Annotated in this window: 20 protein-coding genes; 9 read left to right on the forward strand and 11 right to left on the reverse strand. The window is 52.2% G+C overall.

Translation table 11 applies throughout. The features are described from left to right. The first annotated feature begins 5 nt into the window (after positions 1-5). The 3 genes from AACS05_RS19050 to AACS05_RS19060 all read left to right on the forward strand — a co-directional run bounded on the left by AACS05_RS19050 (position 6) and on the right by AACS05_RS19060 (position 2,231). Positions 6-719 (forward strand): TerC family protein, encoded by a 714-nt coding sequence (locus AACS05_RS19050; RefSeq protein ID WP_045447018.1) that lies wholly within the window; start codon positions 6-8, stop codon positions 717-719. Between the two features lie 144 nt (positions 720-863). Continuing rightward, positions 864-1,082: a lipoprotein YgdR gene (gene ygdR / locus AACS05_RS19055; RefSeq protein WP_000758660.1), complete on the forward strand. Its 219-nt coding sequence runs from the start codon at positions 864-866 to the stop codon at positions 1,080-1,082. 108 nt (positions 1,083-1,190) lie between these two features. Continuing rightward, positions 1,191-2,231 carry an NADP(H)-dependent aldo-keto reductase gene (locus AACS05_RS19060; RefSeq protein WP_045447022.1) on the forward strand — a complete coding sequence of 347 codons (1,041 nt, stop codon included), beginning with the start codon at positions 1,191-1,193 and terminating at the stop codon, positions 2,229-2,231. A 50-nt stretch (positions 2,232-2,281) separates the two neighbouring features. Here AACS05_RS19060 and lplT read toward each other — a convergent pair whose 3' ends face one another. Both lplT and aas read right to left on the reverse strand, forming a co-directional pair. Beyond that, positions 2,282-3,475, reverse strand: coding sequence for a lysophospholipid transporter LplT (gene lplT / locus AACS05_RS19065; RefSeq protein WP_045447032.1), 1,194 nt, complete (start codon positions 3,473-3,475; stop codon positions 2,282-2,284). Then, entirely contained in the window at positions 3,468-5,627 is a 2,160-nt protein-coding gene (aas, locus tag AACS05_RS19070) for a bifunctional acyl-ACP--phospholipid O-acyltransferase/long-chain-fatty-acid--ACP ligase (protein WP_045447034.1), read from the reverse strand. Before aas ends, lplT begins: the two co-directional genes overlap by 8 nt. Positions 5,628-6,019: 392 nt before the next feature. On the opposite strand from aas, the gene galR reads away from it, so the two are divergent. Then, positions 6,020-7,048, forward strand: coding sequence for an HTH-type transcriptional regulator GalR (gene galR, locus AACS05_RS19075; protein WP_045447037.1), 1,029 nt, complete (start codon positions 6,020-6,022; stop codon positions 7,046-7,048). A gap of 11 nt (positions 7,049-7,059) precedes the next feature. Here the strand turns inward: galR and lysA are convergent, their stop codons facing one another. Then, complete coding sequence (gene lysA / locus AACS05_RS19080) at positions 7,060-8,313, reverse strand: diaminopimelate decarboxylase (RefSeq protein WP_045447040.1); 1,254 nt, start codon at positions 8,311-8,313, stop codon at positions 7,060-7,062. A 118-nt stretch (positions 8,314-8,431) separates the two neighbouring features. On the opposite strand from lysA, the gene AACS05_RS19085 reads away from it, so the two are divergent. Beyond that, positions 8,432-9,367: a LysR family transcriptional regulator gene (locus AACS05_RS19085; RefSeq protein ID WP_045447042.1), complete on the forward strand. Its 936-nt coding sequence runs from the start codon at positions 8,432-8,434 to the stop codon at positions 9,365-9,367. On the opposite strand, the gene AACS05_RS19090 is transcribed toward AACS05_RS19085, so the two are convergent. Beyond that, positions 9,354-10,046, reverse strand: coding sequence for an aspartate/glutamate racemase (locus AACS05_RS19090; RefSeq protein WP_045447045.1), 693 nt, complete (start codon positions 10,044-10,046; stop codon positions 9,354-9,356). The two genes, AACS05_RS19085 and AACS05_RS19090, sit on opposite strands and share 14 nt — an antisense overlap. A gap of 142 nt (positions 10,047-10,188) precedes the next feature. Between AACS05_RS19090 and AACS05_RS19095 the strand changes: the two genes are divergently transcribed. Continuing rightward, positions 10,189-10,515, forward strand: coding sequence for a cupin domain-containing protein (locus tag AACS05_RS19095; protein ID WP_045447048.1), 327 nt, complete (start codon positions 10,189-10,191; stop codon positions 10,513-10,515). 114 nt (positions 10,516-10,629) lie between these two features. Here AACS05_RS19095 and kduD read toward each other — a convergent pair whose 3' ends face one another. From kduD to AACS05_RS19115, 4 genes are all read right to left on the reverse strand, one after another. Further along, positions 10,630-11,391, reverse strand: coding sequence for a 2-dehydro-3-deoxy-D-gluconate 5-dehydrogenase KduD (gene kduD, locus AACS05_RS19100; RefSeq protein ID WP_045447052.1), 762 nt, complete (start codon positions 11,389-11,391; stop codon positions 10,630-10,632). A 57-nt stretch (positions 11,392-11,448) separates the two neighbouring features. Continuing rightward, positions 11,449-12,285 carry a 5-dehydro-4-deoxy-D-glucuronate isomerase gene (kduI, locus tag AACS05_RS19105; RefSeq protein ID WP_045447055.1) on the reverse strand — a complete coding sequence of 279 codons (837 nt, stop codon included), beginning with the start codon at positions 12,283-12,285 and terminating at the stop codon, positions 11,449-11,451. Positions 12,286-12,975: 690 nt separating this feature from the next. Then, positions 12,976-14,154: an acetyl-CoA C-acetyltransferase gene (locus AACS05_RS19110; protein ID WP_045447057.1), complete on the reverse strand. Its 1,179-nt coding sequence runs from the start codon at positions 14,152-14,154 to the stop codon at positions 12,976-12,978. Positions 14,155-14,256: 102 nt separating this feature from the next. Continuing rightward, a complete protein-coding gene (locus AACS05_RS19115) occupies positions 14,257-15,141 on the reverse strand; it encodes a LysR family transcriptional regulator (RefSeq protein ID WP_045447059.1) in 885 nt (294 codons plus the stop codon). 101 nt (positions 15,142-15,242) lie between these two features. On the opposite strand from AACS05_RS19115, the gene AACS05_RS19120 reads away from it, so the two are divergent. Next, positions 15,243-15,698, forward strand: coding sequence for a multidrug/biocide efflux PACE transporter (locus AACS05_RS19120; RefSeq protein ID WP_045447061.1), 456 nt, complete (start codon positions 15,243-15,245; stop codon positions 15,696-15,698). 142 nt (positions 15,699-15,840) lie between these two features. Beyond that, positions 15,841-17,070: an amino acid permease gene (locus tag AACS05_RS19125; protein ID WP_045447063.1), complete on the forward strand. Its 1,230-nt coding sequence runs from the start codon at positions 15,841-15,843 to the stop codon at positions 17,068-17,070. Between the two features lie 52 nt (positions 17,071-17,122). On the opposite strand, the gene rcnR is transcribed toward AACS05_RS19125, so the two are convergent. Then, entirely contained in the window at positions 17,123-17,395 is a 273-nt protein-coding gene (rcnR, locus tag AACS05_RS19130) for a Ni(II)/Co(II)-binding transcriptional repressor RcnR (protein ID WP_045447065.1), read from the reverse strand. Positions 17,396-17,514: 119 nt separating this feature from the next. Here rcnR and AACS05_RS19135 point away from each other — a divergent pair, with 119 nt between their 5' ends. Further along, positions 17,515-18,405, forward strand: coding sequence for a nickel/cobalt efflux protein RcnA (locus AACS05_RS19135; protein ID WP_045447067.1), 891 nt, complete (start codon positions 17,515-17,517; stop codon positions 18,403-18,405). 55 nt (positions 18,406-18,460) lie between these two features. Here the strand turns inward: AACS05_RS19135 and AACS05_RS19140 are convergent, their stop codons facing one another. Next, on the reverse strand, positions 18,461-19,843 hold the full coding sequence (locus tag AACS05_RS19140) for an amidohydrolase family protein (RefSeq protein ID WP_045447070.1): 1,383 nt from the start codon (positions 19,841-19,843) through the stop codon (positions 18,461-18,463). A 12-nt stretch (positions 19,844-19,855) separates the two neighbouring features. Further along, the gene (locus AACS05_RS19145) at positions 19,856-20,806 is read right to left on the reverse strand and encodes a carbamate kinase family protein (RefSeq protein WP_045447073.1); all 951 of its coding nucleotides are present in this window, start codon (positions 20,804-20,806) and stop codon (positions 19,856-19,858) included. Positions 20,807-20,828 lie beyond the last annotated feature (22 nt).

The raw sequence follows: 20,828 nt of genomic DNA on the forward strand, positions 1-20,828 counted from the left end.
GTTCGATGTTATTTGCATGGATAACCGATCCTAACGCCTGGCTTGCGCTCGGTACGCTGACGCTGCTGGAGATCGTTCTCGGGATCGACAATATTATTTTCCTCTCTCTGGTAGTTGCCAAACTTCCGACCGCGCAACGCAGTCACGCCCGACGTATTGGGCTGGCGGCAGCGATGCTCATGCGTCTGGCTTTGCTGGCCTCTATCGCCTGGGTAACTCGTTTGACAAACCCGTTATTCGAGGTGTTTGGCGAGGCGATATCCGCACGAGATCTCATACTTCTGCTTGGTGGATTATTCCTGATCTGGAAAGCCAGCAAAGAGATCCACGAGTCGATTGAAGGTGAAGAGGAGGGGCTGAAAACTCGCGTATCCTCTTTCCTGGGTGCGATTGTGCAGATCATGTTGTTAGACATTATTTTCAGTCTGGACTCCGTCATCACCGCGGTAGGCTTGTCCGATCATCTGTTTATCATGATGGCGGCGGTGGTCATCGCCGTGGGTGTGATGATGTTTGCAGCACGCCCAATAGGCGAGTTTGTGGATCGTCACCCTTCGGTAAAAATGCTGGCACTCTCTTTCCTGATTCTGGTTGGTTTCACGCTGATTCTGGAAAGTTTCGATGTCCATGTACCGAAAGGATACATTTATTTCGCCATGTTCTTCTCTATCGCGGTAGAGACCCTGAACCTGTTGCGCAATAAAAAAAATCCGCTCTGATAAAATCTGTCGCTCCCCGCAAGGGGAGCGAATAGCCTCATCATCTTCCCCTTCTCACAGATTAAGATTTTCCCTCTTTCGTCCTGCATAACTTCGCGTTATTACTAAACTATTGTCAGACGCAGGCCATGTGAGGATAAACAGATGAAAAAATGGGCAGTTTTAATTTCCGCCGTAGGATTGGCTTTTGCAGTTTCCGGATGCAGCAGTGATTATGTGATGGCGACAAAAGACGGTCGTATGATCCTGACCGACGGTAAACCGGAAATTGATGACGATACCGGTCTGGTGAGCTATCACGATCAGCAAGGCAACGCGATGCAAATTAACCGTGACGATGTGTCTCAAATTATTGAACGTTGATGGTTGAGGTCAGCAATGCTGCTGGCCTTAACAATTTTTGCTTCCCTTTTTCCCTTCCCTCAGCCATTTTTATAATCCTTATGTCGTGATTATAAAAAGGAAACGGCTATGCAATATCACCGTATACCCCACAGCTCGCTTGAAGTCAGTACACTGGGGCTGGGCACAATGACGTTTGGTGAACAAAATAGCGAAGCCGACGCACATGCACAGCTCGACTATGCCGTTGCACAAGGCATAAATTTAATCGACGTTGCCGAGATGTATCCGGTACCGCCTCGCCCTGAAACTCAGGGGCTCACAGAAACTTACGTCGGCAACTGGCTCGCCAAACATGGTAGCCGTGAAAAACTGATCGTGGCCTCGAAGGTCAGCGGTCCGTCACGTAACAATGACAGCGGTATTCGCCCCGATCAGGCGCTGGATCGTAAAAACATTCGCCAGGCGCTGAATGACAGCCTTAAACGCCTGCAAACCGATTATCTGGATCTGTATCAGGTACACTGGCCTCAGCGCCCTACCAATTGTTTTGGCAAACTTGGCTACAACTGGACGGATTCCACACCGGTAATTACTCTGCTGGAAACACTGGAAGCTCTGACTGAATTTCAGCGTGCGGGGAAAATTCGCTATATCGGCGTTTCCAACGAAACCGCATTCGGCGTGATGCGCTATCTGCACCTTGCTGACAAACACGACCTGCCACGCATCGTCACCATCCAGAACCCATACAGCCTGCTGAACCGCAGCTTCGAGGTTGGGCTCGCGGAAGTCAGCCAATATGAAGGGGTTGAACTGCTGGCCTACTCTTGCCTGGGTTTTGGTACCTTAAGCGGTAAATATCTGAATGGCGCTAAACCTGCCGGAGCACGTAATACACTGTTTAGCCGTTTCACGCGCTACAGCGGTGAACAGACGCAAAAGGCTGTCGCCGCTTACGTAGATATCGCGAAACGTCATAATCTGGATCCAGCCCAGATGGCGCTGGCGTTTGTTCGTCGCCAGCCGTTTGTCGCCAGCACTCTGCTGGGAGCTACGACGATGGAACAGTTAAAAACCAATGTCGAAAGCCTGCATCTGGAATTAAGCGAAGAGGTACTGGCGGAGATTGAAGCGGTGCATCAGGTTTATACCTACCCGGCACCGTGATAATGCGCATTGTGTGCCGGGTAAAGCCAAACCGCTACCCGACACACAAATTAATGACGGCGTTGCCAGACCCACAGCGCCGTAATCGCCAGCGCAAATAAGCCGCCAAACCCGATGCCAATCGCGACCGCCGGAAGCCCCACCAGAACCGCTAACGAGTAGATGCCGAGCATTAGCAGCATAGCGCTGTTTTCGCCCAGGTTTTGCACCGCAATAGCATTACCCGCACCAACGCTTTTTTTGCCCCGCTCCTGCAGCAACGCATTCAGAGGCACAACAAAAAAGCCGCCCAGTACACCGATAAGCATCAGCAACGCATAGGATGGAAGCAGCGCATGTTGCAGAGACAAAAACAGCACCCCCACGCCAATCAGGATCCCCGCCGGCATGCAGCGAGACACCGTTTCCAGCGTTACCAGCTTAGCTGCCGCTCCGGCACCAACCACAATCCCGATAGCCACCATAGCATTGAGATAGGTTGGCGTGGCGTTATCAGTGATGCCCAGAGCCACCGGTACCCATAACACCAGCAGAAAACGCAACGTCACACCTGCGCCCCAAAAAAGGCTAGTACCTACTAACGAAAAACGTGTTTCACCGTCACGCCATAACGAAGACGCTGCGCAGAAAAAACTACGCGTCATTTTCCCCAGATGCCACGATTGCCCGGGACGAGCAGCGGCCAGTTTTGGAATATACAGGTTAGCCAGGACGGCTCCGGCGTATGCCAGCGCGCAAACAGAGAGTGCGGCAATGACATGCCAGTCTGCCAGAACGCCGCCAGCGACAGATCCCAGCAAAATAGCTGCGATGGTTGAAGCTTCCATCAGTCCGTTGGCTTTCACCAGTTTGTCGCCAGTGGTCAGCTCGCCGAGAATGCCATATTTGGCCGGTGAATAAGCCGCAGCGCCAATACCCACCAGCGTATACCCCAGAAAAGGGTTAAAACCGAAGCAAATACTCGCCGCACCCAATAGCTTGAGGCCGTTGGCGAACATCATCACTCTGCCCTTGGCAAAGCTATCCGCCACCTGTCCGACAAAAGGCGCAAAAAGAATGTAAGCGCCCACAAACACCATTTGCAGGATCGGTTGGCTCCAGTCCGGGTAGAATTGCGCCTTCAGCAACGCCAGCGTGGCGAACAGCAACGCATTATCGCCAAACGCCGACAGAAACTGCGCGGCGATAACGGACAACATCCCTTTAGACCAGATTGAAGTGTTAGTGTGAACTGACTCAGGCATGTTGTTCTTCCGGTTCATCAACCCAGCTTTTCAGCGTGACAAAATCAGGCTTACCGCTGCCAAGTAGAGGGAGTTGTTTCAGGTGGCGGATATCACGTGGCACGGCAAGTTCCGGAACGCCATGGGCGCGCGCATACTGCAGCAATTTATCTCGCGTCAGCTCTCCATCCGTGGTGAACAGCACCAGCGCCTCGCCTTTACTGGCATCACTCTTGATAGCCGTAGCATGCATTTTATCGGCGGATACCGCCAACGCCAGTTGCTCGACCATTTCAAGTGAGACCATCTCGCCGGCAATTTTGGCAAAACGTTTAGCACGCCCCTGAATTTGCACGAAGCCGTTCTCATCAAAGCGCACGATATCACCGGTGTCATACCAGCCGCGTTCAAGCTCGCCTTGCGCATTCTCTGCTGTCGGCACTTCCAGTACACCGGGTTTTTCGACGCGCAAATAGCCGTTCATAATATTAGGGCCTTTCAGCTGTAAACGCCCACCCTCCTCAATCCCGGGAACAGCCAGCAGTCGGGCATCCATCCCCGGTAGAATACGCCCTACCGTGCCCGATTTTGCCGCCATCGGCACGTTAATCGAGACGACTGGCGCACATTCCGTCACCCCATAGCCTTCGAGGACACGCAGACCAAACTTCTCCTGCCACAACTGCCTGGTACTGTCTTGCAGCTTTTCTGCTCCCGCCACAACATAGCGCAGGCGGTGGAAATCATAAGGATGTGCGAAGCGTGCGTAGTTACCGAGGAACGTTGAGGTACCAAACAACACGGTGCAGTTCCGGTCGTATACCAGTTCTGGCACGATGCGATAATGCAGAGGACTGGGATAAAGAAACACTTCAGCACCAGTAAGTAACGGTGTGAACAGCCCCACAGTCAGACCAAAAGAGTGAAACAGCGGTAGCGCTGACATAAAGCGATCGTCAGCGGTAAAATCGGCAATAGTTTTAATTTGCTCGACGTTAGCCAGGATACTTTTGTGGCTGTGCACTACGCCTTTCGGGTGACCCTCAGAGCCAGAGGTAAAGAGGATCACTGCAGCCTCTTCAGGTTGCTGCTTGACCTGCGCCAGATGCGGCATCAGCAAATGAGAAAAAATCCACAGCTTGTCACCCAGGGTAACATCGGCTTTTAAATCTTCCAGATAAACCCAGCGTACCTGAGTAATCTGCTCCGGCAGATGCCAGAGTTTGCCTTTATCGAGAAACTGTCGGGAGGTAAAAATGGTTTTGATTTCAGAAGCGGTAATTGCACTGGTTAACCCTTTTACGCCCGCCGTGTAGTTCATCATTGCCGGGATGCGTCGGCGAGCCATAGCGCCAAAGATAACGGCTGCGCTGATACCCGCGTTTGGCAGCATCAGGCCGATTTTCTCGCCTTCCGCGCTGTACTTTTCCAGAATGCGGGCAACAAACAGCGTTTTAGTCAGCAGTTTGCGATAGCTATCCGGAGTAAAGTTAACGTCTTCAATGCAGTTTTTACCTGCGCCAAAGCGGTATTTCGCCGCCAGAAGGGATTCATACAACGTTTCGCGAGGGCGCACCGCCATGCGCGCTTCCATCATAATCTGATGCAACATTTCACCGGCAATCTTGCGACGATCGCGGGCGCGCGGCGCTTCAGGCATTGGCAGTGCCGTTGGCGGCAAAATGTGTAGCCGGATACGTGGGAAGAATCGCTGCTTAACCAGACCCTTCAGCCGGCTGAAGTGACTCAGTTCTGCCCCTTCAATGCGCACAGGTACCACCGTCGCCCCTGATTTTGCCGCGACAAAACCGGCACCGTCATAGATTTTCATCAATGATCCGGTCGTTGAAATACGGCCTTCCGGGAAGATAACCACCGGGCGTCCCTGCTCAACCAGGCGAACCAGATGTTTAATCGACATCGGTTTAGTTGGGTCCAACGGAACGAAATCAATCAATGGGGTTAACCAGCGCATATACCATTGCTGGCTGATAGAAGTATAAACGGCAAAGACAGGGCGAATGGGCAGGAACAGCGCCAGAAGAATACCATCTATAAATGAGACATGATTGGGAGTGATTAGGATGCGTTCTCCCTGTAGCGCACTAACATCGCCCATGACGCGAACACGAAAAAGTACGCGAAACAGAATACGAAATAACCCAAATAGCATCTCAACTCCCTGTACCATCAATTATCTAAAGATGAATGGTGGCAGATTATACGAGTTGGGGATTGCGTGCGACAGGTAAATAGAAGACGAAAAAAAACCTGCGCATCCGCGCAGGTTGGTGCAAGAGACAGGTACGAAGTGCGTACCGAATAATCTCACCAATCAATACCTCTGGGATCTCAACTTTAGCAATGTGGCCAGTTCCCTCACCAGCGAACAATCGCAACAGCCCATCGCAAAGTGTAAGCAAAGGTTTTCATTTTCCCCTTTCTGTCTTACTTCGCTCGTGCGCGCTCACATTTGCGACGTTCTGGCGGGCAATCTGCTTGAACAGCCAGCCATTTTCCGTAACACTGGCGGAATGTAAGCGTTTACCCACAACAGGTACTATCATGGCGACCATAAAGGACGTAGCCCGACTAGCTGGTGTATCAGTCGCCACCGTTTCTCGAGTGATCAATGATTCCCCTAAAGCCAGTGAAGCCTCGCGCCTGGCTGTAATGAGTGCCATGGAATCACTCAGCTACCACCCCAACGCCAATGCGCGTGCGCTGGCACAACAATCCACTGAAACCATCGGACTGGTGGTAGGTGATGTGTCAGATCCTTTCTTTGGGGCAATGGTAAAAGCTGTCGAGCAGGTGGCCTATAATACCGGAAACTTTTTACTGATTGGCAACGGCTATCATAACGAACATAAAGAGCGTCAGGCGATTGAGCAGCTTATTCGTCACCGTTGCGCCGCTCTCGTTGTACACGCGAAAATCATTCCGGATGCTGAACTTGCGTCGTTAATGCAGCAGATCCCCGGCATGGTGCTCATCAACCGAATCCTGCCCGGCTTCGAGCAACGCTGCGTTGCCCTGGATGACCGTTACGGGGCATGGCTTGCCACCCGGCACCTTATCCAGCAAGGCCATACACGCATCGGTTATCTGTGCTCCAATCACACCATTTCGGATGCAGAAGATCGTCTGAAAGGCTATTACGATGCATTGGCAGAAAGCAATATACCGGTGAACGAACGGCTGGTGACCTTTGGTGAACCGGATGAAAGCGGCGGGGAACAGGCCATGACCGAGCTGCTTGGTCGTGGAAAAAGCTTCACTGCGGTAGCCTGTTATAACGACTCAATGGCAGCCGGTGCCATGGGCGTATTAAATGATAATGGTATTGATGTACCGGGCGAAATATCACTGATTGGCTTTGATGATGTGCTGGTTTCACGCTACGTGCGCCCACGGCTGACAACGGTGCGTTATCCTATCGTGACGATGGCAACGCAGGCCGCTGAACTGGCGCTGGCGCTGGCGGAAAAACGCCCGGTGCCCGAAATTACCAATGTATTTAACCCAACTCTGGTACGCCGACATTCCGTTTCAACGCTGACAGAGCCAGGGAATTCATCGTCAAACGATTAAACAGGATTGCGTCATAGTTCCAGCGCTAAGAGTTCGTTAATGGTCTGGCGACGGCGAATCAGCCGCGCCACTCCGTTATCAAACAGGACTTCCGGCAGTAGCGGGCGGCTATTATAGTTCGACGACATCGACGCACCGTACGCCCCGGTATCATGCAGTACCAGATAATCACCCGGTGCCACCGCAGGCAGCAGACGGGTCTCAACTTTACCGCCCTCCTGCTGGGTAAACACGTCGCCGGACTCGCACAACGGACCCGCAACAACGGTTTCTCGTTGAGGCTCCAGCTCCAGCGAACGGCCATCCCCCGCCAGCGCGGAGATATGATGATAACTGCCATACATCGCCGGGCGCATCAGATCGTTAAAACCTGCATCGATCAACACGAAGTGGCGGCTCCCCATCTCTTTTACGCTGCGCACCTGCGCTACCAGTACGCCCGCTTCCGCGACCAGGAAACGTCCCGGCTCAATCTCAAGCTTCACCGGATGCCCAAGATGTCTGGCGATCTGCTCACGCGCGGCGTTCCACAAACCGAAATAGTGATCGGTATTGATCGCCTCTTCTCCTTCGCGGTACGGGATCGACAAACCACCGCCTGCAGAGATCGCCTCGAGATCCTGGCCAAACTCCATCACCTGGCGCACCATCGCGCCACATACCTGCTCCAGGTGTCCGTAGTCCACGCCAGAGCCGATATGCATATGAATACCGACCAGATTCAGTTTATAACGCTGAATGACGTCCAGCGCTGCTGGCAGATCGCTGTACCAGATTCCGTGCTTGCTGTTTTCTCCACCAGTATTGGTTTTCTGACTGTGCCCGTGACCAAATCCAGGATTGACGCGCAGCCATACGCGGTGACCCGGCGATACCTGACCAAGCTGTTCCAGCATATCCACTGACCCGGCATTAACCGGAATTTGTAACTCATGCACCCGTGCCAGCGTCGCTTCATCAATCATATCGGCAGTAAAAACGATCTCATCTTTACCCGCGACATAGCCTGCAGCCAGCGCACGTTCAATCTCACCTAACGATACCGAGTCCACCTTCACGCCCTGCTCGCGCATCAGACGCAGAATATGAATGTTCGAACATGCCTTCTGGGCAAAGCGCACCACGTCGAACTGATTCAGTTTAGCGATCTGCGCACGGATAATCTGCGCATCGTAGACCCATACCGGGCAGCCAAATTCGGCAGGCAGACGCAGCAGGTTGTCGGCGGTCAGGTCAGTATCGGTGTTATTAAGCGAGCGTGGCATAGCGGACTCCGGTATTCATTTTTTTATGATTACGCCACAAGCTAAAGAGAATAAAAAATATCGTTTTATCGCGAGTCTATGCAAAAATGATATGTACTACCTGATTCGAGGAACGCCCATGCCTGCCGTTAACCTGCGACACATTGAAATCTTTCACGCCATCATGACAGCGGGCAACCTGACGGAAGCCGCACGGATGCTACACACTTCGCAACCCACAGTCAGTCGGGAACTGGCGCGATTTGAGAAAGTATTGGGGTTAACGCTGTTTGAACGTACTCGTGGTCGACTGCAGCCAACGGTACAGGGCCTACGGTTATTTGAGGAGGTACAACGCTCCTGGTATGGTCTGGATCGCATTGTTAATGCCGCAGAAAGCCTGCGAGAATTCCGCCAGGGCGAGCTGTCAATTGTTTGCCTGCCGGTGTTTTCACAATCGTTTTTACCTACCCTACTGCAACCGTTTCTGGCTCGCTATCCGGACGTGAGTCTGAACATCGTTCCGCAAGAGTCACCGCTGCTTGAGGAGTGGCTTTCAGCCCAGCGCCACGATCTGGGATTGACAGAGACCTTGCACACGCCCGCAGGCACTGAACGTACTGCACTGCTGACGCTTAACGAAGTGTGTGTCCTGCCTTCAGGACACCCGCTAAGTGCGAAAGCCATACTAACGCCAGAAGACTTTCAGGGTGAAAATTACATCAGCCTGTCACGCACAGACAGTTACCGTCAGTTGCTGGATGCTCTGTTTAATGACCATCAGGTTAAACGTCGAATGGTCCTGGAAACGCACAGCGCCGCGTCCGTTTGCGCGATGGTTCGTGCCGGCGCAGGGATCTCGGTCGTAAACCCACTCACTGCGCTGGATTATGCCGCCAGCGGCGTTGTCGTTCGACGTTTCAGTATCGACGTACCGTTTACCGTTAGCCTGATTCGCCCGTTACACCGACCGGCATCCGCACTGGTCGATGCATTTACGGCACATTTGCAAGCCCATCTTCCTGCTCTGATCGATCCGCTGGATGCTATTTTGGATCCGCTTACGACAGCATAAACTCCACCGCATCAGCCGCGTGAATCGCAGCCGTATCAAACACCGGCAGCGGACTCATCTGCGCCGGAACCAGTAGGCCAATCTCGGTACAGCCAAAAATGACGCCTTGCGCGCCCTGACGAGCCAGGCCATCAATCACATTAAGGTAATAATCTCGCGAAGTGTCACTGAATTCACCCAGGCACAGCTCTTCGAAGATTATCTGGTTAATCTTCTGCCGGTCATCCTGTTCGGGGATCAACGTGTTAATACCAAACTCTTGCTGTAGGCGTCCACGATAAAACTCCTGCTCCATGGTGTAGCGCGTACCGAGTAGCGCCACGTTAGACATTTTCTGCTGGCTGATGGCCCTGCCCGTTGCATCAGCAATATGCAGGAACGGCACCTCGCAGGCCGTTTCAATCGCCCCGGCGACCTTATGCATCGTGTTGGTACACAGAACGATCCCTTGAGCCCCCGCCTGCTGAAGCCCCATGGCGGCCTGCGCCAGAATCTCACCAGCCTGCTGCCAGTCGCCACTTGACTGGCAAGCTTCAATCTCGTGGAAATCTACGCTATGCAGCAGGATCTGCGCCGAATGCAGGCCTCCCAGACGTTTCTTCACACCTTCATTAATGAGTCGATAATAAGGAATAGTGGATTCCCAGCTCATACCGCCTAACAGACCGATAGTTTTCATCTTTTTTTCCTTGTTCGTTGTTGTCGCTCCAGTGAACCAAAGATGTGATCAACTTTCCACATCTGTGAGCCTGCGTTTCCTTTTAATTATTTATGATATAAATTTAATGAAACATTGTTTCAACATAATACAGGACCGCCGGATGTTTATTTTTCATAAAGAAACCACCCTCGAAGATCTGGGCAACGGCGTTACCCGCCGCATCCTGGCTCACGACGGCAAAATGATGGCTGTTGAAGTGAATTTCGAGCAAGGCGCAATTGGTCCGATGCACAACCACCCGCACGAACAGCTCACTTATGTGTTATCCGGCGAGTTTGAATTTACCATTGGCGAAGAAAAGCATGTTGTCCGCGCAGGCGACACGCTGTACAAGCGACCCAATATTATGCATGGCTGCGTTTGTTTAAAACCAGGCACATTACTGGATACTTTCACCCCCGTACGCGAAGATTTCCTGAAAGCATAATTCCACCGTTCTCAGGTCACCCTTTTAGCTTCTTATCTGAAATGTAAGGGATAAAAGATAAAAAACCCTGCTGTTTTGCAGGGTTTTTGTTTGTCGATACAGGAAGAAGGCCCGTTAGCGTGCCAGCCAGCCGCCATCTACTGCAACGGTATAGCCGTTGATGTAGTCAGATGCACTGGACGCCAGGAATACAATTGGCCCTTTCAGATCGTCTGGTAATCCCCAACGTCCCGCCGGGATGCGATCGAGAATTTCTGCACTACGTTGCTCATCAGCACGCAGCTGTTGCGTGTTGTTGGTTGCCATATAGCCCGGAGCAATCGCATTAACGTTGATGTTGTGTTTTGCCCACTCGTTCGCCATCAGACGAGTTACGCCCATTACACCACTTTTTGATGCGGTATAAGACGGAACGCGGATGCCGCCCTGGAAAGAAAGCATAGAGGCGATGTTAATAATTTTGCCGCCCTTGCCCTGCGCGATGAAGTGCTTAGCCGCAGCCTGAGACATAAAGAACACGCTCTTAATGTTCAGATTCATCACGTCGTCCCAGTCTTTTTCGCTGAAATCGATCGCGTCGTCACGACGAATAAGACCTGCGTTATTGACCAGAATGTCGATATGACCGAATTCTGCAACTGCACGCTCCAGCAGCGCCGGGATACCGTCGATTTGACGCAGGTCTGCAGTCAGACTTAAAAAGCGGCGGCCCAGTGCGGTAACACGTTCGATAGTTTCAGTCGGCTCAACAATATTGATACCCACGATATCGCAACCCGCTTCAGCCAGGCCCAGCGCCATACCCTGCCCCAGACCAGTGTCACAACCTGTCACAACGGCGACTTTACCTTCAAGAGAGAATGCATTCAAAATCATTATTAATCCTTACTTTTTATAATGCCTGTCACAGACAGGCAGGGTTGCCGCCCGCAACTAGCGCAGATCTTTTACTGCAACGTGGTCCATATCATCGAAGACCTGGTTTTCACCGACCATGCCCCAAATGAACGTATAAGCTTTTGTACCGACGCCAGAGTGAATAGACCAGCTTGGAGAAATTACTGCCTGCTCGTTATGCATCACAATGTGACGCGTTTCCTGAGGCTGCCCCATCATATGGAAAACGCAGGTGTCTTCTTCCATGTTGAAGTAGAAATAAACTTCCATGCGGCGTTCATGGGTATGGCACGGCATGGTATTCCACAGATTACCAGGTGCCAGTTCCGTCAGACCCATGCTCAACTGGCAGGTTTCCAGTACGTCTGGTACAAAATATTTATTGATGGTACGACGGTTACTGGTGAGATCATCACCCAGAGTCACTGGAGCAACATCGGCTGGGGTCACTTTTTTGGTTGGATAGGCTGTATGTGCCGGTGCGCAGTTATAGTAGAACTTGGCTGGTTTTGTCGCATCGATGCTTGCAAACACAACTTCTTTCGCCCCTTTTCCCACATACAACGCATCGCGGTGACCGATTTCATAGCACTGGCCGTCAACGGTAATTGTGCCCGGACCACCGATGTTGATCACACCGAGTTCGCGACGTTCCAGGAAGTAGGTTACGCCCAACTGTTTGCCCACTTCGCCACCCACGGATACGGTTTTTGCCACTGGCATAATGCCGCCAACAATAATGCGGTCGATGTGGCTGTAAACCATGGTGTATTCGTCAGCGACAAACACTTCTTCTACCAAAAACTCATTGCGCAGCGCCTGAGTGTCCAGGGTTTTAGCATGCGCACTATGGATGCTTTGTCTTACGTCCACATTTACCTCCAGTGATAAATTGACCGTGAATTCTTGAACGGATAACAAAACACCGTTCCGTTTTTAACTAATGGGTTAATGATATCCCTCCCGGAACACGTTTTCAATTACAAATAAAACGATGTTTCACTTTTTCTGCATCTTATTATCAAAAGTGTAGTTGCGATCACGTTAGGGTCTCAAAAATAGCGGAAAAAATGATAGCAAAGGCATATAAAAACCATATAAAACAATAAAATAGATTATTAATTAAATAGTGATTCAGCAGTGGTTGAGATAATGCACTGAAAATACAGAGTTAACCAGGACGGCTACCGAAGAAGGAGATATTGCAGGTTAGAAAGACGACGGTAGCGTACGCGCCAAGTCAAAGCCCATGCGGAAGGTAAAACTATACCCAAAATAATTCGGGTGGCCTGTAGGTGGCAACAGAGCGAAGCCCCGGGAGCTTACACAAGTAAGTGACTAGGGCCAGGAGCCGTTTTGAACACTGCGGAGCGGCGGTCCGTAAGGGCGAGACTCATGGTAAGCCAAGTAACGCACAGCTAACATCCAGGCAACTTGAAGTATGACGGTATTCAGGCATGAATTCTTGTGTGCTTGTATTAAAGATATCACTCACCGACGCTGTCACATTTGCATGGGACAGCGCAGCAGAAGAGCGTGTTTGAAAGGGGAGTATAAAGCGCTTCAGTCTCGTTCAATGGCGAGCGCGACGCCCTGGCCGCCACCGATACACAGCGTAGCCAGGCCTTTTCGCGCCTGACGTTTGACCATCTCATGTACCAACGACACCAGAATACGACAGCCGGATGCGCCAATAGGATGGCCAAGCGCGATGGCTCCACCATTGACATTGACCCGCCTCTCATCCCATTCCAGCACTTTTCCCACCGATAACGCCTGGGCAGCAAATGCTTCGTTAGCTTCGATAAGATCAACATCAGCCAGCTGCCAGCCGACTCGTTCAAGACAGCGACGGGTAGCATACACTGGCGCAATCCCCATTAGCGCAGGATCGACCCCGACGCTGGCAAAGGCTCGAATACGCGCCAGTATGGGCAAATTCAGCTCCTGCGCCTTGGCTTCGCTCATCATCATCACGGCTGCGGCGCCATCATTTATCGACGACGCATTGCCCGCCGTGACAGAGCCTGAACGATCAAATGTGGGATCCAGTCGCGCCAGCCCTTCAGCACTGGCATCCGTTCTCGGCTGTTCATCGGTATCAACAACGATCGATTGTCCGTTACGTTGGGTCACGACCGGCACAATCTCATCTTTAAAACGCCCGGCGTCGATCGCCATACGCGCTTTATGCTGAGAGCGAAGCGCGTAGTCATCCTGCAATTCGCGGCTAATTCCGTATTCCCGCGCCAGGTTTTCGGCGGTGACGCCCATATGGTAATCGTTGAAAGCGTCCCACAAACCGTCATGCACCAGGCTGTCCACCAGTTGGCTATTGCCCAATTGCGCGCCGGTGCGGCTGTCGGTGAGAACATGCGGTGCGCGGCTCATATTCTCTTGTCCACCAGCAATCACAATATCGGCTTCACCACACTGGATAGCCTGCGTTGCCAGATGCAGCGCTTTGAGGCCCGAACCACAAACATCGTTAATAGTGATAGCAGAAACGGTATTGGGTAATCCCCCATTGATAGCAGACTGGCGCGCGGGATTCTGCCCGGCTCCTGCGGTGAGCACCTGCCCGAGGATCACTTCGTCAACAGCATGGACATCCACGCCTGTGCGTTCCAGTAACGCCCTGACCACCATGCTGCCTAGCTCAACGGCAGAATGACGCGCCAGCGTCCCCTGGAAGCAGCCAATTGGTGTCCTTAACGCCCCCACTATCACAACCTCTTTCATCACCACCTCAGCGCAAAATAACATCGCAATAGTAGATGATTGTTAAAGATAGTTATCACAGTTGTTTAAAAATGGTGATTTTTATCACAAAGGAATTTCGTATCATTTATTGGTCATCTGAACGCCACTCTGCTGTAAATGGTCGCGTAACCAGCTTCCCGCCACGCCAGGAGGCGATTTCTTATTCCACAGCAGGTCGATAGAGATAGCCTTTGGCCAGCCGGGCATCTTCAACTGTACCAGCGGTTTTTGTGCCGCAAATTCTTCCACCAGCGCGCAAGGTAGCGCGCACCAGCCAAACCCCTGAACCGCCATACTCAGCAATAACAGATAGTTAGGAGCAGACCATACGGGACCACGCGCCACGTTAGTGCCGCTTTCCAGATAGGTATTCAACCGCAGTTCGCGCCAGGTGTGGAGCTGCTCCCATTGCAGGTTGTTTTGCGTAGCCAGCGGATGCGAGGCCGCCACATATAACCCCATCCAGGTTTGCATTGGCAGACGAGTGACGCCCATATCCGTTGGATAGTCCTCGCGCGCCTCAATAAGCCCAACCTGAGCACGTCCCTTTTGCAGCAGATCGATCACATCTTCATCTTCGCCAATCAGACATTCAAACTCGGTATGGGGGAACAGGCGGTCAAACTGCACCATCAATTCTTCCAGCACATCCGGATGCAGCGTGTCAGAAAGCACAAACGTCAAACGCGCTTCCGTTGCGCCTGAAAGTGAAATAGCAGCTTCATCCAGACGATCGCTCGCTGACAAAATCGCCTGAACGTAGCCAAGTACCCGTTTACCTTGTTCAGTGAGCGTCGGCTGGCGCGAGGAACGATCAAATAGCGCAAAACCGAGATCGGCTTCCAGATGCGCAATCGCCGTACTGATAGTGGACTGACTTTTACGCAGCCGCCGCGCTGCCGCAGAAAATGAACCGCAGGAAACGGTCTCAACAAATGCTGTTAATGCTTCGGGAGAGTAACGCATAACCTATCTACTTTATCGATGGATTCTATCTTTTAGATATCACATAAAACGATAAAATTTCCACCATTCCGTTATCCGGGCATCAAAGAAGGTTTTACGTTATGCAACACGATACAGTCCAACGCCGTTCGTTACTGGAACGTATTTTTCACGCCGTCTGTTTTGAGGGCATTGCCACCGCTATTCTCGCACCAACCACCGCATGGTTGATGCAACGTTCGGTGCTGGAAATGGGCGGATTGACCGTACTCCTGGCTACCACAGCGATGATCTGGAATATCATTTATAACGCCCTGTTTGATCGCTTGTGGCCGTCACACCTGGTGAAACGTACGGCGAAAGTACGGGCATTTCACGCCTTAGGTTTCGAAAGTGGTTTTATCGTTATCGGGGTAACCATCGTGTCGTATGTGCTGAGCGTCAGTCTGCTGCAGGCATTCACGCTAGAAATAGGTTTCTTCCTGTTCTTCCTGCCGTACACCATGTTTTATAACTGGGCATACGACACGGTGCGTGAACGCGTGATGAAGCGCCGTCAGCAGCGCGTTACTGCCTGATAATTCAACGAATAGTCGGAATTATCCCGATTCCGGCTATTCATCCATTCACCAGCCCACTTGTTCACACCTCCCCCAGCACCTCTCATTTGTGGTAAATTGCGCTTCTTTTTGTTTATTTTATAGTTGATACGTTCAAATAATGTCGAAAATTTGGTCAAAAGAAGAGACTCTCTGGAGCTTCGCGTTATATGGGACTGCCGTCGGCGCAGGAACCCTATTTCTCCCCATACAGCTGGGTTCTGCTGGGGCGGTCGTATTGTTTATCACCGCACTTGTTGCCTGGCCTTTAACTTACTGGCCACACAAGGCTCTGTGCCAGTTTATCCTGTCATCGAAAACATCAGCTGGTGAAGGGATCACCGGTGCGGTAACGCACTACTACGGCAAAAAGATTGGTAGCTTAATCACCACTCTCTATTTTGTTGCCTTCTTTGTGGTCGTGCTGATCTACGCCGTGGCAATCACCAACTCCCTCACAGAACAGCTGGCAAAACATATCACCGTGGATCTACGCATCCGCATGCTCGTCAGCCTTGGCGTGGTGCTGGTACTGAATCTCATTTTTCTGATGGGGCGACAAGCCACTATTCGGGTGATGGGATTTCTGGTGTTCCCACTCATCGCTTACTTTTTGTTCCTTTCGCTCTATCTGACCGGAAGCTGGCAGCCTACGTTACTCACCGGCCAGATGTCTTTCGATCAACACACGCTTCATCAGGTATGGATATCAATCCCCGTGATGGTTTTTGCTTTTAGCCATACGCCAATCATCTCCACGTTTGCCATCGACAGACGCGAGAAATACGGCGAGCAGGCCATGGGTAAATGCAAAAAAATCATGAAAGTAGCCTACGTAATCATCTGTCTGAGCGTGCTGTTTTTCGTCTTCAGCTGCTTACTTTCTATTCCAGTAAATTATATTGAAGACGCAAGAAATGAAGGCGTGACGATTTTGTCAGCGCTCTCAATGATGCCGAACGCCCCTGCATGGCTGTCGATTTCAGGGATTATCGTAGCCATTGTGGCGATGTCAAAATCGTTTCTGGGTACGTACTTTGGCGTGATTGAAGGAGCAACCGAAGTCGTAAAAACGTCGTTGCATCAGGTGGGAGTGAAGAAAAGCCGGGCCTTTAACCGCGCCTTGTCGATCATGCTGGTCTCGACGATCACGTTTATCATTTGCTGCATTAACCCGAATGCCATCTCAATGATTTACGCCATCAGCGGGCCGCTCATCGCCATGATTCTTTTCATCATGCCGACGCTGTCGACCTATTTGATCCCGGCTCTGAAGCCGTACCGTTCAGTGGGCAATTTGATTACCCTGATTGTGGGTCTGCTGTGTGTTTCGGTGATGTTTTTCGGCTAAAAATGTTATGCAACGGCTCGTTCATCAGTGGGTGAATGAGCCGCATATCGCCTTACTTGATGTAGGAATCCAGTACCTTCAGCACCACACCCAAATCTTCTTCGCGTTTTATTTCATCGCCCTGATGCACAATATGCTCAGTCAGGTGACCTTTAATCACTTCTCGCATTAACCCGTTTACCGCCCCGCGGATCGCCGCAATCTGTTGTAACACCGCCGCGCATTCATGCGGTTCATCAAGCATGGTTTTCAGCGCCGCCACCTGCCCCTGAATCTTACTGGCACGGGCCTTGAGCTTTTGTTTGTCGCGGATCGTATGTGACATCGTCCTGTCCCCGTTGCATAAATCACGGCTCACTATACCGCGCCGATCTACTGGGGGGTAGTATTCTGTACTGGGGGGGAGTAGAATCTGGCGAAACAAAACAACTAAGAATCATTCTCATGGGTGAGTTTTCTACGCTTCTTCAGCAAGGTAATGCCTGGTTCTTTATTCCCAGCGCGATTTTATTGGGCGTGTTACACGGTCTGGAACCGGGACATTCCAAGACGATGATGGCGGCATTTATTATCGCCATTAAAGGAACCATCAAACAGGCGGTGATGCTGGGGCTGGCGGCTACGCTGTCACATACCGCTGTGGTGTGGTTGATTGCGCTCGGCGGGATGTATATCAGCAAAGCGTTTACCGCCCAGGCCGTCGAACCCTGGCTGCAGTTTGTCTCTGCCATCATCATTCTGGGCACGGCATTGTGGATGTTCTGGCGGACATGGCAAGGCGAACAGAACTGGCTGACCCAGACGCATCACGAGCACGACCATGATCACGAACATCACCACCATGAGCACCATGAGCACCATGAGCATCATAACCATGATGACGATCACCACCATCATCACGACCACGATCATGACCATGCCGTGCTGGCAGAACTCACCGAAGGTTCGAAAGAGTATCAGGACGCTCACGAACGGGCACATGCCACCGACATCCAGCGTCGCTTTCAGGGTAAAGAGGTCACTAACGGGCAAATTTTACTTTTTGGCCTGACCGGGGGGCTGATCCCGTGCCCAGCCGCGATTACGGTCTTGCTGATCTGCATCCAGCTCAAAGCCTTCACGCTGGGAGCAACAATGGTGCTGTGCTTTAGCCTCGGGCTGGCGCTGACGCTGGTGACGGTAGGTGTCGGTGCGGCAATCAGCGTGCAGCAGGCGGCAAAACGCTGGAGCGGATTTAACACACTGGCACGTAAAGCCCCCTATTTTTCCAGCGCACTCATCGGCATGGTCGGATTGTATATGGGGATCCACGGCTATATGGGCATCATGGGTTAGGAACGAAAAAGAGAGGAAACGCGCAGCAACCTGTACCACTGCGCGTGGAATGACGCTAGCTGGCGACATTTCCCCACACCAGTTGCCCTTTATGGAAGGTCGCTGTACGTGGAGAGATCCTTGCAACCGCTTCTGCTGAGCAGGAGGCATCAACCAGTACAAAACTGGCCTCATCCTGCGCTTTTGGCCAGACGCGCTCACCTTTATCATTCAACGGCAGCACATCGCCGGTGGCGAGGAACAGCGCCCGTGACAGATTCAGCTCATTAGGACGAATATAGAGCTGCGCGTATAGATTCGCCTTCTCCAGCATGTCCCCCAGCCCATACGGTGACCAGTGGTCGATCACGCTGTCGGTACCGGTAATCACCACCACACCTTTGTCACGCAGTTGTTTCAACGGCATGTGCATCGTGCCAATCGGCACCGTCGAGGCAATAGTAATTTGCTGAGCCACCATGCGAGTCGCCAGTTCATCCACCTGCTGCTCATTAAGCGTAGACAATGCAAAAGCGTGGCTGATGGTCAGTTTACCCTTCAGCTGTGGCGTTTTCTCCACGGTCTCCACCATGTAATTCACCGCCGCAACGCCAGCCGGGCTGGTTTCATGCAGATGGATATCCACGCCTTTATCGTAATCCAGCGCAATCTGGAACATGGTATCGAGGGATTTCTCCATCGCCCCATCCACGCTGGTCGGATCCAGCCCGCCAACGTAGTGTGCTCCCGCCTGCATCGCTTCACGCATCAGCGGTTCAGACTTTGATAACAGCAGACCATGCTGGGGAAACGCCACGATCTCACAGGCAAAACCGGGCTGACGACGCGCCAGCACCGCCTGTAAGTTTTCCAGATTTTTCAGTCCGGAAACCGGCTCAATATTGCAGTGGCTGCGCGCAATCGATGTACCTTTTGACTGCAGCAGGTCAATAAGCTTTTCCGCGCGCTCCTGGGTGTACGGTTGTAGCTCGGGCAGCAGCTTTTGCTCCAGGCGGATCATATCCTGAATGGTAGTGCCCGCAGGACGATTAAGTGAGCGCCACGGGCCACCATAAAAAGTTTTATCCAGATGGATGTGCATATCTCGCATGGCAGGAAGCATCAGCTTTCCGCCTGCATCGTAGTGTGGCAACGTCGCATCCGGATGCTGCTTATTCTCACGCAGCGCAACAATCTTTCCGTCCTGAATTTCGACAGTTTGTAGCGCAGTACGGGTATGTACCACCACGGCGTTTTCGTAATCAAACCCCGCTTCCAGCAGAACGTTATCCAGATAATAGTGTTTATCGTTAATCGTCATTGTGCTTTTCGCGCCACTGGTTGTCCCGACAGGATTAGCAGCATACGCGACCGGGGCCACCGCGCCAAACAACGCGGCAGCGGTCACCATTTTTCCGCTCTGGCTTAAAAACTCACGGCGGCTGTTACTTTCCTTCATTCGCATCTCCTCTCAGGAATGGACAATATGGGTACCCGTTTCACCACGCAGCGCGGCAGGAAGACATTCTGGCGTGGTGATAATCACCCGCTTACCGCCACGCGCCAGGAATGTCAGGCTGGCAACAATTTTGGGTAACATGCTGCCCGGCGGGAAATGCCCTTCCTGCATGTAACGGGTCATCGTCGCGATATCGACCGTGTCCAGCGCCTGCTGGTTAGGTTTGCCGAAGTGAATACACACTTTCTCTACACCGGTGGTGATCACCAGGATGTCAGCGCGGATCTCCTGCGCCAACAGCGCGGTAGAGAGATCTTTATCAATCACCGCGTCCACGCTGTGATAATCCCCCTGCTCGCTACGCACTACCGGGATCCCACCGCCCCCCGCGCCAATCACCACAAAGCCCTGCTGGGTCAGCGTTTTAATCGCCTCCGCTTCGACAATGCGCTTTGGCTCCGGAGACGCAACAACACGACGGTAACCGCGCCCGGAATCCTCCACAAAACGCCAGCCCGGATTGACCCGCTGTAGCTCATCACGCTGCGCTTCGCTAAAGAACGCCCCGATAGGCTTGGTCGGATTAGCAAAACCGGGATCGTTCTTGTCGACCTCCACCTGCGTCACCACGGTCACCGCTTTCTGCTCCCCGCGACGCGCCAGACGGTTATTTAACGCCTGCTGGATCAGGTAGCCGATGCCCCCCTGGGTATCGGCTACGCAGTTGGCCAGCGGGGTGAGTGGTAAACCTTCACGCTCATGCGCGATTTCCGCACGCCGCAGATCGAGTCCAACCTGTGGCCCGTTACCGTGCGTCAGCACAATGTTGTAGTCCGATGCCAACATCTCCAGCACCGTATCTGCGACCGCTTTCACCGCTTCAGCCTGGTGCTCAATCGACTGGCTGGCGTTATCTTTGATAATGCTGTTGCCGCCAATGGCAACGACCACAAGTTCTTTCATAGTGTCATCTTCCGCTTGCAGG

This window comes from Citrobacter sp. S-77 (genome assembly GCF_963864895.1).
GTDB classification, from domain to species: Bacteria; Pseudomonadota; Gammaproteobacteria; order Enterobacterales; family Enterobacteriaceae; genus Citrobacter; species Citrobacter murliniae.